The sequence below is a fragment of the Compostimonas suwonensis genome, assembly GCF_002797855.1.
GTDB classification, from domain to species: Bacteria; Actinomycetota; Actinomycetes; order Actinomycetales; family Microbacteriaceae; genus Compostimonas; species Compostimonas suwonensis.
On the sequence record NZ_PGFB01000007.1, the window covers coordinates 17,700 to 33,262 of the forward strand.

General features: G+C 70.2%; 16 protein-coding genes. 7 read left to right on the plus strand and 9 right to left on the minus strand.

Annotated elements, in window-relative coordinates; all coding sequences use genetic code 11:
• Positions 1-20 precede the first annotated feature (20 nt).
• The 6 genes from CLV54_RS16375 to mftA all read right to left on the minus strand — a co-directional run bounded on the left by CLV54_RS16375 (position 21) and on the right by mftA (position 4,934).
• A complete protein-coding gene (locus tag CLV54_RS16375) occupies positions 21-857 on the minus strand; it encodes a mycofactocin-coupled SDR family oxidoreductase (RefSeq protein WP_100346078.1) in 837 nt (278 codons plus the stop codon).
• 145 nt (positions 858-1,002) lie between these two features.
• On the minus strand, positions 1,003-1,836 hold the full coding sequence (locus CLV54_RS16380) for a mycofactocin-coupled SDR family oxidoreductase (protein ID WP_100346079.1): 834 nt from the start codon (positions 1,834-1,836) through the stop codon (positions 1,003-1,005).
• A gap of 53 nt (positions 1,837-1,889) precedes the next feature.
• Positions 1,890-2,726, minus strand: coding sequence for a mycofactocin-coupled SDR family oxidoreductase (locus tag CLV54_RS16385; protein ID WP_100346080.1), 837 nt, complete (start codon positions 2,724-2,726; stop codon positions 1,890-1,892).
• Between the two features lie 110 nt (positions 2,727-2,836).
• A complete protein-coding gene (gene mftC, locus CLV54_RS16390) occupies positions 2,837-4,342 on the minus strand; it encodes a mycofactocin radical SAM maturase (RefSeq protein WP_100346081.1) in 1,506 nt (501 codons plus the stop codon).
• Positions 4,343-4,379: 37 nt separating this feature from the next.
• Positions 4,380-4,772, minus strand: a complete 393-nt coding sequence (gene mftB / locus CLV54_RS16395; protein ID WP_245861787.1) for a mycofactocin biosynthesis chaperone MftB — start codon at positions 4,770-4,772, stop codon at positions 4,380-4,382.
• A 9-nt stretch (positions 4,773-4,781) separates the two neighbouring features.
• Positions 4,782-4,934 (minus strand): mycofactocin precursor MftA, encoded by a 153-nt coding sequence (gene mftA, locus CLV54_RS18050; RefSeq protein WP_100346082.1) that lies wholly within the window; start codon positions 4,932-4,934, stop codon positions 4,782-4,784.
• A gap of 98 nt (positions 4,935-5,032) precedes the next feature.
• Between mftA and mftR the strand changes: the two genes are divergently transcribed.
• Positions 5,033-5,701 (plus strand): mycofactocin system transcriptional regulator, encoded by a 669-nt coding sequence (gene mftR, locus CLV54_RS16405; RefSeq protein WP_100346083.1) that lies wholly within the window; start codon positions 5,033-5,035, stop codon positions 5,699-5,701.
• On the plus strand, positions 5,698-8,073 hold the full coding sequence (gene mftG / locus CLV54_RS16410; protein WP_100346084.1) for a mycofactocin dehydrogenase MftG: 2,376 nt from the start codon (positions 5,698-5,700) through the stop codon (positions 8,071-8,073). The genes mftR and mftG overlap by 4 nt, the downstream gene beginning before the upstream one ends.
• 15 nt (positions 8,074-8,088) lie before the next feature.
• On the opposite strand, the gene CLV54_RS16415 is transcribed toward mftG, so the two are convergent.
• The gene (locus CLV54_RS16415; protein WP_211294588.1) at positions 8,089-8,670 is read right to left on the minus strand and encodes a DUF6194 family protein; all 582 of its coding nucleotides are present in this window, start codon (positions 8,668-8,670) and stop codon (positions 8,089-8,091) included.
• 83 nt (positions 8,671-8,753) lie between these two features.
• Between CLV54_RS16415 and CLV54_RS16420 the strand changes: the two genes are divergently transcribed.
• The 3 genes from CLV54_RS16420 to CLV54_RS16430 all read left to right on the plus strand — a co-directional run bounded on the left by CLV54_RS16420 (position 8,754) and on the right by CLV54_RS16430 (position 11,242).
• A complete protein-coding gene (locus CLV54_RS16420) occupies positions 8,754-9,530 on the plus strand; it encodes a MerR family transcriptional regulator (RefSeq protein ID WP_245861788.1) in 777 nt (258 codons plus the stop codon).
• Between the two features lie 181 nt (positions 9,531-9,711).
• The gene (locus tag CLV54_RS16425) at positions 9,712-10,092 is read left to right on the plus strand and encodes a DUF805 domain-containing protein (RefSeq protein WP_100346086.1); all 381 of its coding nucleotides are present in this window, start codon (positions 9,712-9,714) and stop codon (positions 10,090-10,092) included.
• Positions 10,093-10,306: 214 nt separating this feature from the next.
• Complete coding sequence (locus tag CLV54_RS16430) at positions 10,307-11,242, plus strand: hypothetical protein (RefSeq protein WP_100346087.1); 936 nt, start codon at positions 10,307-10,309, stop codon at positions 11,240-11,242.
• An 89-nt stretch (positions 11,243-11,331) separates the two neighbouring features.
• Here the strand turns inward: CLV54_RS16430 and CLV54_RS17625 are convergent, their stop codons facing one another.
• Entirely contained in the window at positions 11,332-12,078 is a 747-nt protein-coding gene (locus tag CLV54_RS17625; RefSeq protein ID WP_157803042.1) for an aggregation-promoting factor C-terminal-like domain-containing protein, read from the minus strand.
• 460 nt (positions 12,079-12,538) lie between these two features.
• On the opposite strand from CLV54_RS17625, the gene CLV54_RS16440 reads away from it, so the two are divergent.
• Both CLV54_RS16440 and CLV54_RS16445 read left to right on the plus strand, forming a co-directional pair.
• Entirely contained in the window at positions 12,539-13,447 is a 909-nt protein-coding gene (locus CLV54_RS16440; RefSeq protein WP_100346088.1) for an SDR family oxidoreductase, read from the plus strand.
• Between the two features lie 112 nt (positions 13,448-13,559).
• Positions 13,560-14,084 (plus strand): hypothetical protein, encoded by a 525-nt coding sequence (locus CLV54_RS16445; protein WP_100346089.1) that lies wholly within the window; start codon positions 13,560-13,562, stop codon positions 14,082-14,084.
• Positions 14,085-14,159: 75 nt separating this feature from the next.
• Here CLV54_RS16445 and CLV54_RS16450 read toward each other — a convergent pair whose 3' ends face one another.
• Positions 14,160-15,386 (minus strand): NAD(P)/FAD-dependent oxidoreductase, encoded by a 1,227-nt coding sequence (locus CLV54_RS16450; RefSeq protein ID WP_100346090.1) that lies wholly within the window; start codon positions 15,384-15,386, stop codon positions 14,160-14,162.
• Positions 15,387-15,563: the final 177 nt, after the last annotated feature.

A 15,563-nucleotide genomic window follows, 5' to 3' on the forward strand; every position in this document is an offset into this window, starting at 1 on the left:
TCCGCCTGCGTGATGGGCACCTATTTGATGAGCACACCCGCGTCGACCGGCAGGGTGACGCCCGTGACGTAGCGCGACTCGTCGGAGGCGAGCCACAGCACCGCGTTCGAGATGTCGACAGGCTCGACCCACTGGATCGGCAGAGCGTTCATCGTCGCGAAACGCGGCCCCAGCACCTCTTTGGTGCGCTCCTCCGGCGGCAGATCCGGGGCGAACAGCTCGTAGGCCGCGCTGTTCTGGATCATGTCGGTGTTCACCGTGGTGGGGTGCACGCTGTTGACCCGGATCATGTCGGGCGCGAGCTCCAGCGCCAGCGTGCGCATGAGCCCCACGACACCGTGCTTCGCCGCCACGTAGTGCCCGATGTTCGCCATGCCCATCAGCCCGGCGGCCGAGCTCGTGAGGATGATCGAGCCGCCGTGTCCGCCCGCCTTGAGATGCGGGATGGCCGCCTTGGCCGTGTGCCAGACACCCGTGAGGTTGACGTCGAGCATGTCCTTCCAGGCGTCCTCGCTCAGCTCGTCGGCCGTGCCGAAGCTGAAGATCCCGGCGTTCGCCGACACGATGTCGAGCCGGCCGAGCTGCGCGACGCCCGTGTCGAGCGCCGCCTGGAGCGCGCCGAAGTCGCGCACGTCGGCCTGGGTCGCGACGATCCGCCGATCGAGCGCCTCGACCTGCCGGACCGTCTCCGCGAGATCCTCCGGAGTGGCCATCGGATAGGGCACGCTGTCCATCTGCGCCGCGATGTCGATCGCGATGATGTCAGCGCCCTCCTGCGCCATCCTCAGCGCATGGCTGCGGCCCTGCCCTCGGGCCGCGCCGGTGATGAAGGCGACCTTGCCCTCGAGTCTTCCCATTGTCGTACTCCTCTTTTGCTGATGAGCTGGTTGTTGATGAACCTGGCTGTTGACGAGCCCTGCCTGTTGACGAATCCTGCGTCGATGAGACCTGTCCGGTGTCGGGTGATGAGCCCCGGGGTCGTCGTGCGCGTCGGCGACGCCGCTACTTGATGACCGCGCCGGCATCGACCGGCAGGGCGACGCCCGTGATGTAGCGCGCCTCGTCGGAGGCCAGGAACAGCAGGGCGTTGGAGATGTCGACGGGCTCGACCCACGGAATCGGCAGGGCGTTCATGCTCTGCGAGGCCGGCGCGAAGTCGTCCCGCGTCGGGTGCTCGAGATCCGGCCGGAAGAGGTGGTAGATCGCCTCGTTCTGGATCATGTCGGTGTCGACCTGCGTCGGGTGGATGCTGTTCACCCGGATCATGTCGGGCGCGAGCTCGAGGGCGAGCGTGCGCATGAGCCCCACGACGCCGTGCTTCGCCGAGACGTAGTGCGCGACGTTCGCGTATGCCTGCAGCCCCGCGGCCGAGCTCGTCAGCACGATCGCGCCGCCGCGGCCTCCCGCCCTGAGGTGCGGGATCGCGGCCTTGGCCGTGCGCCAGACCCCGGAGAGATTGACGTCGAGCATGTCGTTCCACTCCTCGTCGCCGAAGTCCTCGGCGGCGTGCGGGGTGCCCGATATGCCGGCGTTGGCCGAGACGATGTCGAGGCGGCCGAGCTCGGCGACCCCCTCGTCGACGGCTGCTTTCAGGGCTCCGAAGTCGCGGACATCCGCCTTCTTCGCGACGATCCGGCGGTCGAGCGCCTCGACCTGGCGAACGGTCTCGGCGAGATCGGCCTCCGTCGCACCCGGGTAGGGCACGTTCGGCTGGTCTTCGCACGCGTCGATCGCGATGATGCCGGCGCCCTCCTGCGCCAGACGGATCGCATGGCTGCGACCCTGGCCACGGGCCGCGCCCGTGATGAAGGCGACTTTGCCGTCCAGTCTTCCCATTTCCTGCTCCTCGTATCGTGTTGCTCGTATCGTGGTGGTCGTGCGATGTCGCGCTATGCGATGAGCGTGCCGGCGTCGACCGGCAGGGTCACGCCCGTGATGTACCGCGCCTCGTCGGAGGCGAGGAACAGCACGGCGTTCGAGATGTCGAGCGCCTCCACCCACGGGATGGGCAGGGCGTTCATGGTCGCGAACCGCGCCGTGAGCGTCTCGAGCGTGCGCTCCTCCTCGCTGAGGTCGGGTGCGAAGAGCGCGTACGTCGCGGGGTTGTGGATCATGGGCGTGTTCACGCTCGTGGGGTGCACGCTGTTGACCCGGATCATGTCGGGCGCGAGCTCGAGAGCGAGAGTGCGCATGAGCCCCACGACACCGTGCTTCGCCGCCACGTAGTGCGCCATGTTCGGGTAGGCCATGAGCCCGGCGGCCGAGCTCGTGAGGATCATCGAGCCCCCGCGGCCTCCGGCTCGCAGGTGCGGGATGGCCGCCTTGGCCGTGTGCCACACCCCCGTGAGGTTGGTGTCGACGACGTCGCGCCAGGTCTCCTCCGGCAGCTCGTCGGCAGGGCCGAAGCTCCCGATCCCCGCATTGGCGGCGACGATGTCGAGTCGGCCGAGCTCGGCGACGCCGGCGTCGAGTGCGGCCTGCAGGGCGCCGAAGTCGCGGGTGTCGGCCTGCGTCGCGACGATCCGCCGGTCGAGCGCCTCGACCTGGCGAACGGTCTCGGCGAGATCCTCGGGTGTTCCCATCGGGAACGGCACACTGTCGATCTGACTGCAGATGTCGACGGCGATGATGTCGGCGCCCTCCTGCGCCAGACGGATCGCGTGACTGCGACCCTGGCCACGGGCGGCCCCCGTGACGAATGCGACTCTTCCCTCTACACGCCCCATTGCGTGCTCCTTCCGATTCTCGTCAACGCGGATCGGATGTCTCGATCCGTGGCTCTCTGCTCCGAGCGGACCAGGCGCTCTCACGTCGATCCGCGTTGCGAATCACAGCCTCAGCTACAGCCGCAGGCACCCCCTCCTGAACCCCCTGCATGCCCTGAGGCTCCTGTGCCACCGCATCCACACCCGGCGCTCGACGACTCCGCCGGCGACTGCGACGATGACTGCGGCGATGAGGGCGCACGCAGGATGCCGAAGCCCGCGAGCGGGCTCTCGTCGCAGTCGCTGACGGGCGGGCGTTCGAGATCCCGGCGACGGCTCAGCGTGAGGCGCACCGGGCCCATGCCCGACGGCGCCGTTCCAGACCCCGCGGACGAGGCGCTCGACAGCATCCCCTCAGCACTGATCCCTGACACGCTCCCCCCGGCCCGCGGTGCCCGCGTCGTGCGGTGCGAGTGGTCGTCGGACGGCTTGGGGAGCTGCTTCTCCTTGCGGTTCTTCAGCAGCTCCTCTCCGTATCCCTGCACACACTCGGGGTCGGGGCCGTCGAGCGGCAGGCCGGTGAAGAACTTGGCGGCCATGCAGCCGCCCTTGCAGGTGTCGAAGAACTGACACGAGGTGCACGCCCCGCCGGACTGCGGCTGGCGGAGACGCGTGAAGAGCTCGGAGTGGCGCCAGACCTCCTGGAAACCGCCCTCGGAGCGAACATTGCCCGCGAGGAACTCCTCGTGGATCGCGAAGGGGCACGCGTAGACGTCGCCGATGGGGTCGATGAGGCAGACGACGCGGCCGGCGCCGCACAGGTTGAGGCCGGGCAGCGCCTCGCCGTAGGCCGAGAGGTGGAAGAAGGAATCGCCCGTGAGCACGCCTTCGCCGTTGGCGACGAGCCAGTCGTAGAGCTCGCGCTGCTGCTCGGGCAGGGGATGCAGCTCGTCCCAGACATCCGCGCCGCGCCCGGACGGCCGCAGGCGGGTGAGCCGCAGCTGCGCGCCGTAGTGGTCGGCGATCGCCTTGAACTCGTCGAGCTGGCCGATGTTCTGCCGGGTGCAGACGACCGAGATCTTGAAGCCCGTGAAGCCGGCATCCTTCATGTTCTGCATGGCGCGCATGGCCGTCGCGTACGAGCCGGGGCCGCGCACGTAGTCGTTGACCTCGGCGGTCGCGCCGTCGAGCGAGATCTGCACGTCGACGTAATCGCTCGAGGCGAGCCGCTGGGCGACCTCGGGGCTGATCTTGACACCGTTGGTCGAGAACTTCACGCCGACGTGATGCGCGGTGGCGTAGTCGACGAGCTCCCAGAAGTCTGAGCGCACTGTCGGCTCGCCGCCGCCGATGTTCACGTAGAAGACCTGCATGCGCTCGAGCTCGTCGATGACGCCCTTGGCCTCGTCGGTCGTGAGCTCGCGCGGATCGCGCCGGCCCGAGCTCGAGAGGCAGTGCACACAGGAGAGGTTGCACGCGTAGGTGAGCTCCCAGGTGAGGCAGATGGGGGCGTCGAGCCCGTATTCGAAGAGGTCGACGAGGCGGGTCGGCGCGGGTGCGTCCGCCGTGGCCGCCGTCTGCGTGGGCGTCGGAGCGGACGGGGACGGATGAGCGGGCGGGGCTTGCAGAAGCGTCATGAGTGAGCTGTTGCCTTCCGGTCGGTGCTCGGTGTGTTTAGTGCGCGGTGTCTCCGTGCGTTGTGCCTGTCGAGTCGTGCGCGGCGCCCGTCGAGTCTTCGCCTGTCGAATCGTGCGGCGAGCGGTCGTCGTCGACCGCCGGCCGCTCGACGATCATCGAGGAGCGCGCGAGCGTCTCGAGGGCGCGCTGGTACCGTGGGACGTCCGCGTCGACGACGCCGGCCGCGGAGAACGCGGCGCGGGCCGTGGGCGCGTCGGCCAGGGATCGGACGACCGTCAGGAGCCGACGGTCTTTGAGAAAGGACAGCTTTCGGGTGCCGAAGTGGTAGAGCAGGGCGCCGAACGGCTCGGGTCGAACGGACACCTGCGGATGCAGATCCCACGCGCGGTCGAGGTCCAGTCCGACCGCGGCGGTGTCCAGCGTGGTCACGTCAACGGCTCAGTAGACGCCGCACATGCCGTCGATCGAGACCTCTTCGACAAGCGAATCGGCTTCGATCACCGCCTCGGCCCCGACCGCTTCATCGATGAGCTGCGTATTGTCCAGGGCCGACTGCTCGTCGGTGGTGGAGGCGACAGTGATGGGATCCATAAAACGCTCCTCAAGGCTAAACCGGCTGCTGTGGCGATTAATCCGTGATGTGGACGATACTAATGACACTCAGTGCCGAAGGGAAGGGGTGATCGAGAATGCCGAGTGACGAACCAGACGACGCCCAGCGAGCGGCCCCTCTCGCGCGCATCGGCCGCCAGCCCTCGACCTCCCACGCCGAGCTCAGTCACGTGGCCCTGCAGCTCTTCATCGAGCACGGCTTCGACAACACGACCGTCGACGACATCGCGGCCTCGGCGGGCATCGGGCGGCGCACCTTCTTCCGCTACTTCCCCTCGAAGAACGACCTGCCCTGGGGCGACTTCGAGACGCTCCTCGACCGCATGCGCGTCTTCCTGCGCGAGCTGCCCGCCGACATGCCCGTCGTCGACGCGCTCTGCACGGCCGTCATCGAGTTCAACCGCTTCCCGCTCGAAGAGGTGCCCTACCACCGTCAGCGGATGGAGCTGCTGCTCAACGTCCCGAGCCTCATGGCGCACTCCACCCTGCGCTACACGGCCTGGCGACAGGTTCTCGCGGAGTACGTCGCCGGGCGGCTGGATGTGCCGGTCGACAGCCTGCGCCCCCAGACCCTGGCCTGGGCGTTCCTGGCCGTCTCGCTCTCGGCCTACGAGCAGTGGCTCAAACACGATGACGCCGACCTCATCCAGCTGCTCAGCGAGGCGTTCCGCATGCTCGACACGGCGTTCGACCGGCAGGAGCACTCCCTGCCGCCCGCCTCGCCGCCCTCCCCGCCCGGGCCATGAGTCGTCAGCGGTTCGACGACGGCGCTCGCCACGACGGCGCTCACTACGACGGCGCTCGCTACGACGTCATCGTCGTGGGCGCCGGCGCTGCGGGCGCCCCTCTGGCGGCCCGCCTCAGCGAAGACCCGGATCGCTCGGTGCTGCTGCTCGAGGCCGGCCCCGTTCCGAGAACACCGGATGCCTTTCCGCCCGAGCTGCTCGACGCCGGCACCGTGCAGGGCGCCCGCCCCGACCACCCCGACAACTGGGCGTTCCCCGCACGGCTGCGCCCGGACCGCCCGTACTCGATCGCCCGCGGCCGTATCCTCGGCGGATCGAGCACGATCAACGGCGCCTCCTTCGTGCGGGCCACCCGCGAGGACTTCGAGCGCTGGTCGGCGGGTGGCAACGAGCAGTGGGCGTATGAGAGGGCGCTGCCGGTCTATCGTCGCCTCGAGACCGATCTGCAGTTCGGCGAGACCGCGGCGCACGGCGGCTCGGGGCCGATGATCGTGACCCGCGCCGCGCTCGACCATCCGGCCGCGACGGCGTTCCGCGCCGCCTGCGCCGAGCTCGGCTTCGCCGAGGAGCCCGACAAGAACGGTCAGGGCGGGCCGGGCTTCGGGCCCGTTCCCACCAACGTCTCGCACGGAGTGCGCTGGAACACGGGCCTCGCCTACATCCTGCCGGCCCTCGAGCGGCCCAACCTCGTGGTCGAGGGCGACACCCTCGTTCGGCGGGTGCTGTTCGACGACGCGGCGAGCGCAGCAGGCGCAGCGGGCAGGGCGAGCGCGGGCACAGCGAGCGCGGCACGGGCGATCGGCGTGGAGGTGGAGCGCGGCGGCATCCACTCGGTCATCGAGGCGACGGAGGTCGTGCTCGCCGCGGGCAGCGTGAAGACACCGCAGCTGCTGCTGCTCTCGGGCATCGGGCCGCGAGAGCCCCTCGAACGACTCGGCATCGCCGTGGTCGCCGAGCTGCCCGGCGTCGGCGCCGAGTTCAGCGATCATCCTCAGGTCGTCGTCGAATGGCAGCCCGCGCACGAGCTCGGCGAGCCGCCGGCCGGCCGGTGGATGTCGGCGAGCCTCGATCTGCCGTACGCCGAGATCCTGCAATCGCTCGTGCCCATGCCCGAGCTGCTCGAACCGGCCGCCCGGCGGCCCGAGAGCTCCCGGCCCGCACCCCTCGGCTTCCTCGTCTCGGTGCAGGCGGAGACCTCCCGCGGGCGGATCACCCTCGACACGTCCGACCCGAGCGCGCCGCCGGTCATCGACTACCACTACCTCTCGACCGACGACGACCGGCGGATGATGCGCGACGCCGTGCGCACGACCGCCCGGCTCCTGCTCTCCCGCGCCTTCGAGCCGCTCTTCGACGGCTTCACGAGCCTCGACCCGGCCGACCTCGGCAGCGACGAGCGGCTCGACGGGTGGATCCTGCGCAACCTCGGCACCTCGATCCACCTCTGCGGCAGTGCACGCCTCGGCCGGGCCGACGATCCCCTCGCGGTCGTCGACCAGTACGGGCGCGTGCACGGCGTCGAGGGACTGCGGGTCGCCGACACATCGATCCTGCCCACGGCGCCCTCGCGCGGACCCGCCGCGACGGCCGTGCTCATCGGCGAGCGGGTGGCCGACTTCATCCGGACGGATGCCGGCACCCTCCGCGGATACTCGGCCGAGCAGGTGCGCGCGGCCGAGGCCCCACACCTCGCCGCCGGGGAACCGCTTATGCGGCTCGCGGCGGCGGCCCTCGCGGCAGAGATCACGGCAGAGATCACGGCGGGAATCGCAGCGGAGACAGCGGAGACGGGGAGCATGCCCGGGAGCGTGGCCGGCGCCGGGGTGCTGCTGCTCGTGGGCTCGGGCAACAACGGCGGCGACGCGCTCTACGCCGGCGGCCTGCTCGCGAGCGCTGGAGCCCGGGTGACGATCGTGCCGTGCGGGTCACGGCTGCATGCCGAGGGGCTGGCCGCCGCACTCGACGCCGGCGCTGTGCTCGAGCCCGCGGCGTCCGCTGCTCGACTCGGCGAGCTCGCCGTCTGTGCGGACGTCGTCGTCGACGGCATCCTGGGCACAGGCACAACCGCCGATCCCGCGCTGCGCGGGCGGGCGCGCGAGGTCGTCGCGGCGATCCTGCCGGCTCTCGCGGATGCCGCGCAGCGCCCGACCGTCGTGGCGGTCGACCTGCCGAGCGGCATCGGCGCCGACGACGGGAGCGTCCCCGATCCGACCGTGCTGCCGGCCGACGTGACCGTCACCTTCGGCGGCTGCAAGGCCGGGCTGCTGCTCGAGCCCGCGAACCGTCTCGCCGGGCGGGTGCGGCTCATCGACATCGGGCTGGGCCCTGAGCTCGCGCGGGTCGAGCCCGTTCTGACGGTGAGGATCGACTGAGCCCGATCGGAAGCCTCACCCTGCGCTGTCGTCGGCTGCGCTGTCGTCGACCACCCCGGCGTCCCCGGCACCATCGCGGGCGGCGACGTCGGCACGCGCCTGCGCCCGACGGATGACGCGCCGACGCTCCTGCTCGTGGGCCGCGCGGAGCAGCTCGACGATCGCGGCCATCGTGCGGGCGCCCGGGTTCACGACCGCGATCCAGCCGAGCGATCCGTAGACCGGATGCGGCAGGAACACGTCCGGCTCGCTGAAGTCCCGCCCGGGGGCGTCGAGGCCGCGGGCACCGACGTCGCGCGGGCTCTCGCCGACGAGCTCGGTGAAGGAGGCGCTGCCGACGTGGATGTTGACCCGCCACCGGCCGGCCGGATCGAGCTCCGACAGCCTGTCGTCGGGGTAGTCCTTCGTGACGATCGTCGCGTACGGCTGCACGGCCGTCGGGATCACGCCGTCGGGAGCGTAGTAGAAGAAGAAGTCGCCCCACGCGAGCCGCGGGAACTCGCCGCCCTCGCCGGGCGCCAGCTCCAGGATCCCGTCGAATGACCGGATCGTCTCGAGAAGTCTGTCCCGATTCGTCTGCGCCGCATCGATGTCCATCCGTTCCACGCCCTTCAGCTCCGCACCTCTGTGCCCCATACTCATAGTTCAAGTGTGAGATTGAAGTGCTTATGGAGGGTTGGGTGACATCCGCACCACTCACGACGGCGGCGGTCGCCGCGGCGTCGGGCTACTCGGTGCAGCAGATACGCGACCTCGAGCGTCTCGGCGTCATCCCGCCCGCCCACAGGGCTCCGAACGGCTACCGGGTGTTCACGACCGCGCATCTGCTCGCCGCACGCGCGTACCGCGGTCTCGCCGTGGCCATCGGCCCGGTCGCAGCGCGGCGCGCCCTCCGAGACGCGCGCGGCCTTCCCTTCGACGAGGCGATGGCCCTGATCAGCTCTTTTCACGTGACGCTGGCCCGGCAGCGCGACGACGCGCTCGCGGCGCAACGCGCACTGCGTCTGATCCAGGCGGAGGCGAGGGGCGAGGAGACCGTCGAGACCGGGCGGGGAGATCAGGCCGACGACGACGTCATGACGATCACCGAGCTCGCCGCCGCCCTCGGCGTGCGCGCCTCGACCCTCCGCTTCTGGGAGCAGTCCGGACTCGTGCGGCCCGAGCGCGTGACCGCGCACGCGGCACGGCGCTACCCTCCAGCGGCCATCCGCGAGGCCCGGATCACCTCGGCACTGCGCGCGGCCGGCTACCGGATCCCCGAGGTGCGGGGCACCATCCGGTCGATCCGCGAGCTCGCCGATCTCGACGACCTCGACGACCTCGACCTCCCGGCCGAGGCCCTCCGCACCCGGCTCACCACGATCGCCGAGCGCACCCTCGCGCTCGTCGCCGCCGGAGCCGAGATCGCCGAGCTCATCGGCGTCACCCGCGAACAGGGCACTTCACACCTCCCCTGAATCGCACACGCCGCCACTATGGTGGGACCGTCCTCGTTGGGGGGACGAACGTTCAGTGGCATCGCACACGACATCACGCACCGACATCAGCACGCACCGGCGCCGCAGATGACGACATCCCGTTGCATCGGCACCCGCGCTGGTCTCGCGACGCTGATCTCACCGTAGAGAGGACAACATCGTGACCTTCGGCACCGCCATCTCCACCGTCTTCCGCAAGTACGTCGACTTCTTCGGCCGCGCGACCCGCTCCGAGTACTGGTGGTGGTATCTCTTCGTGCTGATCGTCAACGTCGCCGTGCAGCTCGTCGCCTCGGTGCTCCCCGACGGCGCACGCGAGACCGTGCAATGGCTCTCCTACCTCTGGAGCCTCGCGATCCTGCTCCCCACCCTGGCTGTCGGCGCCCGCCGTCTGCACGACTCGAACCACAGCGCCTTCCACCTGTTCTGGATGCTGCTGCCCCTGATCGGCTGGATCATCCTGCTCGTCTTCTTCCTGCAGCCGAGCAACCCCGCCGGCGCGCGCTTCGACCGCCCGGGCACGGCACCCGCGGTCGCGTAGCCGCAGAGCACCGCGCCTGGAACGCTCGTCCGTCGACAGGCACTCGCGCGCCGACAGGCACTCCGTCGAACGGGCAGAGGGCGGATGTCGCAACCGCGGCATGCGCCCCCGGGCTTCTCCCTGCGCCGGGAACACGTCACACTAGAGGGAGCACGGCATCCCATCCGATGAGCACTGACGAACACCGACGAGCGCTGACGAGCACCCACGAGACATGAGCGACGAGACCAGAACCGACGAGAGCACGGCCGGCGAGCTGCCCGGCACGCGTGCCGCCGCGCTCGCGGGCGCCCGCGCCTCGTCGCGCCGGCGGCGCTGGCTCATCGCCTCGGCGATCGCGGCGGCCGTCGTCGTGGTCGGCGGCTCGGTGACGGTGCAGGCCTACCGGGCCTCGGCGCAGTCGGAGTACGACGTGGCGCTCGCGCGGTTCCAGGAACGGCAGAGCAGCGCCACGATCCTCGTCGACGAGGGCGAGAAGACGCTCGCGCACGCCCAGGCCGTGCTCGACGACAGCGACGGCCGTGTGCTCGACGAGCAGCCGCGTACGACGCTCGCCCAGGCCGTCGACACGGCGAGCGGGCTCGTGGACGCCGCGAACGACGAGCTCTCGCAGGCACGCGCGGTCGCGGCATCCGACCCTGACGACGTCTTCATCACGGCGGGCTCCGGATACCGCGAGCGCACCGAGCAGCTCGCGGGCTTCGACTTCGACGCCGCCGCGGAGCTGACGGCGCTCGCGCGGCTGCTCGGCGAGCCGACCACGAGCGTCGACACGGCCGTCGCCGCGTGGCAGTCGGAGCAGGACCGCATCCTGCGCGAGCGCTACACGAACGACGTGTGGACCGCGGGATGGATCCCCGAGCTCGACGAGTGCCGCGGATCGGTCGACCTCACGGCGCAGTACGGAACGCCCTCCATCGCCGAGCACTGGTCGTGCGGCGGCAAGAACTTCCCCGACGACGCGGGCACGATCATCACTCTCACCGGTGTGCGCGCGGGAACCTACCGGGTCGAGGGCATCGTGAAGATGCTCGACCAGTCGGTCGCGACGACCGCCGACATCCCGCACGGCTACGACCTGCTCTACCAGACCTGCCAGAACGGTCAGTCCTCGACGATGTCGCTCACGGCGCTCACCAAGATCGGCTGAGCGGGGCTGTCAGCGCACGAGGCTCAGAGCACGAGGGCTCTCGCCTCGGCAGCCCGGCCCCGGCTCGGCTCAGGTCGGCTCAGCTCAGCTCAGTACCAGCCGACGGAGGTCGAGTGCGACCACGCACCGCACGGCGATCCGTAGCCGCGCGCGATGTAGTCGAGGCCCCAGGCGATCTGGGTGGCCGCGTTGGTCTGCCAATCGGGGCCGGCCGAGGCCATCTTGCTGCCGGGAAGCGCCTGCGGGATGCCGGTCGCCCCGCTGCTGCGGTTCATCGAGGTGTACGACCAGCCCGACTCCTTCTGCCAGAGCTGGCTCAGGCAGGAGAACTCGCCGTCGCCCCAGCCGTAGCGGTCGGCGGCCATCTGCCGGGCGGTCGCCTTCGCCCCCGCGGGCGTGTTGGCGACCCGCGCGGCCTCGGCGGCGGCAGCAGCTGCGGCGGCCTCGGCGGCGACCCGATCGGCCTCCGCCGCGGCTGCCTGCACGCTGCTCGCGGCCGCCTCGGTCTGCGCCGAGAGCGCCGAGACGGTGGCCTCGTCGAGGCTGCGATAGTCGGCGAGGGAGGCGACCGAGGTCACGAGGGGCGTGGCATCCACCTTGTCGTGAACGGCAGCGATGATCTGATTCGCCTGGTCAAGCGTTTGTTCGGCGCGCTTGTCGACGTGCGCTCGGGCGACGCCGGCGTAGACGGACAGCTGTTCGGAGTGGAGACCCGTCGATTCGGCGAGCTCGGTGGTCGCGGCCACGCTCTGCGCTCGCGTGACCGTCGAGTGCACAACGAGGCCCGCGACGAGGAGGGAACCGGTCGCGGCGACGGCGACGACGGGGACGAGCATTTTGCGAGTGAAGATTGTACGAGTGAAGATCTGTGATGCGGTGAACATGGATTCCAATGGTCGAGCCACACGCAACACTCGCGATGGTGGAGTGCAGGCATCCGTGGACCACTGCGCGACGAGGTCGCGAGTGGAGGAGGAGTGCGCGCGCTCTGCGACGCACTCTGCACGTATGACGTGGCGTGACGGTCAATGTCGGGTTGGCGGAGCCCGGGTGGCTTCGCGCGGCAGGCCTGCGGGCTAGGTTTTCCGCGGGGGTAGGCGACTGCGGCGTACATCCTTACAAGCCCACCTGAGAGAAACCTCCATGCAGACGCATAGATGCTCCACAGATCACCGGCCGAGGATGGGGCTCGAACACCTGGGCGTGTCGGGGCGCAGACGGAATACGCTGGTCGCCACGTCGGTTGCCGAGCCGTGGACTCCCCCGCCGGAGCCCCTCTCCGAAGGAAGGACCATCATGTCGAACACGGTCGAAACGAACACGGTCGATACGGACGCGGTCGATACGGACGCGGTCGAAACCAGCACGGGCACGCCATCCGCGGCGGAGAAGGTCTGGTTCATCACGGGAACCTCCCGCGGCTTCGGGCGGGAGTGGGCGATCGCCGCCCTCGATCGCGGTGACCGGGTCGCCGCGACCGCCCGCAACGTCGACAGCCTCGCCGAGCTCGTCTCCCGCTACGGCGACGCCGTGCTGCCGCTCCAGCTGGATGTCACCGACCGCTCCGCCGCACAGGCCGCCGTCGCTCGCGCCCACGAGCACTTCGGCCGCCTCGACGTCGTCGTCAACAACGCCGGCTACGGCCTGTTCGGCTTCGTCGAGGAGGTCAGCGAGCAGGAGGCGCGGGCGCAGCTCGAGACGAACGTCTTCGGAGCGCTCTGGATGACCCAGGCGGCACTCCCCTTCCTGCGCGAGCAGGGCAGCGGGCACATCATCCAGGTGTCGTCGATCGGCGGCATCACGGCGTTCCCCGGTCTCGCGCTCTACCACGCCTCGAAGTGGGCGCTGGAGGGTCTCTCGCAGGCGCTGGCCGCAGAGGTCGCGCCCTTCGGCATCCACGTCACGCTCATCGAGCCCGGCGGTTTCGACACCGACTGGGCCGGGGACTCCGCGATCCGGGCTGCGGAGAACCCCGCCTATGAGGGCGTGCGCGCCGCCGTGGCCGAACGACGCAAGGCGACGCTCGCGACGCGCGGCGACCCCGGCGCGACCGGCGCCGCCGTGCTGAAGATCGTCGATGCCGAGGAGCCGCCGCTGCGGATCTTCTTCGGAGAGACCCCCCTGACCATCGCGAAAGCAGACTACGCGTCGAGGATCGCGCTCTGGGAGACATGGCACGACGTCTCGGTCGAGGCGCAGGGGTAGCGAGACGCAGGGCTAACGAGACGCAGCGCCGGCATCCGGGTATGACGGGGATGTGCCCGCGACGTGGCCTGCCGGGGATGTGCCGCGCGGGCATCCCTGCCAGAGTGTCCCTGTGACGGGCACACGGAAGCGGGTCTTCGACCACGAGCTGAGCGCGGATGCCGCGGAGCGCGTGAGCGCCGGGGCGTACGGCTACCTCGTGGCCGCCGCGACGCTCATCGGCATCGGCGACAGACCCCTGTGGACCGTGATCGTGATCGTCGTCACCACCAACCTCGTCTACTTCGCGACCCACGTCTTCGCCTACACGATCGGTCCGCAGCCCCACGCCAAAGGAGAGGAGCTCAGCTCGACGAGCCTCGGCGCGACCGTCAGGCACCACCTGGCCGTGAGCGCGCCCATCCTCTCCGCCGCGTTCCTCCCGCTCGCGGTCGTGCTGCTGCTCGTGGTGCTCGGCGTGGATCAGCAGACCGCCACGCTCTTCGCCGTCGCGACGGCGGCGTTCCTGCTCACCTCCATCGCGACCGGCAGCATCTACCTGAGAGGTGTGCGCGGCTGGCGGCTCGTGCTCGTCGCGGTCGTGACGCTCGCGCTGATGAGCGTGCTCGTCATCGCCAAGCTCGTCCTGTTCCACTGAGCTGTCGCCGCCGGAGAGGGCCTCAGGCGCACGGAGAACTCGGAGAACACGGAAAGCCCAGAGAGCCCGGCGAGCTCAGAGGCTCTCGAGGGGAACGCTCTCGTCGGCGAGGGCCGCGGCATCCACGGCGTTGCCTCGCCGGATGATCCCCTGCACGGCCTCGTTCACATCCCACACGTTCACGTTCATGCCCGCGACGACTCTGCCGTCGGCGACCCAGAAGACGATGAACTCCCGCGTCTCGCGGTCTCCGCGGTACACGAGCTCGGCACCGGCCGCGAGCGGGCCGTAGCCCGAGTACTCCATGCCCAGGTCGAACTGGTCGGTGTAGAAATACGGGATGGCGTCGTACGAGACATCGTGCCCGAGCATCGACTTCGCCGCCGCGGCCCCGCTGTTCAGGGCATTCGCCCAGTGCTCGCTGCGCAAGCGCATCCGGACGACCGGGTGGTAGGCGTTGGCGATGTCGCCCGCCGCGAAGACGTCGGGGGCGCTCGTGCGCAGCGCGGCGTCCACGAGCACGCCGTTGTCGACCCCGATACCGGCGGATGCCGCGAGACTCACGTTCGGCGTGGCCCCGATGCCCACGAGCACGAGGTCGGCGGGGATCACCTCGTCTCCCACGGAGACGCCGGTCACCCGCCCTCCCTCGCCCACGATGCCGTCGGCGACGGTGGACGGACGGATCTGCACGCCGTTCTCGGCATGCAGATCGGCGAACATCCGGCCGAGCTCGTCTCCGAGCGCCGCGGCGAGCGGGAAGCGACCGCGCTCGAGCACAACGACCTCGTTGCCGAGCGTGCGCGCGGTCGCCGCGACCTCCATGCCGATCCAGCCGGAGCCGATGAGCACGAGCCGCTTGCCGCCGTCGGCGAGCGAGCGGCGCAGGGCCTCGGAGTCGTCGAGCGTGCGCAAGTAGTGCACGCCCTCGAGCTCGACGCCGGGCAGCTCGACGGACCGCGGCGACGATCCGGTCGCCAGCAGCAGCCTGTCGTAGTCGAGCCGTTCGCCGCTCTCGAGCGTGACGGCGTGCTCCGCGGGCGCGATGCTCGCGACCCTCGTGCCGGTCAGCAGCTCGACGTCGTTGTCGGCGTACCAGCGCTCGTCTTCGACGAAGACCGAGGAGCGCTCCGCCTCCCCGCTCAGGTAGTCCTTCGACAGCGGCGGGCGGATGTACGGGCTGTGCTCCTCGGCCCCGATCAGCCTGATGCGACCGCGGTAGCCCTCCTCGCGCAGGGTCTTGGCCGCGGAGGCGCCTGCCAGCGCGGCCCCCACGATGACGATGTTCTCGGGCTCCGGCATCCTTCGCACCCTTTCGCGATCGAGCGGTTCTGTCGAGCGCTCTTGTCGAGCGGTTGTATCGAGCGGTTGTATCGAGCGGTTCTGCAGCGTTCTCGCGTGACGGCTCGCGTTTCACAGCCTAGACCGCACGACCGACGCCGCGACCGGCTCCGCCCGCACCTCGAAATTCCCCGAGAA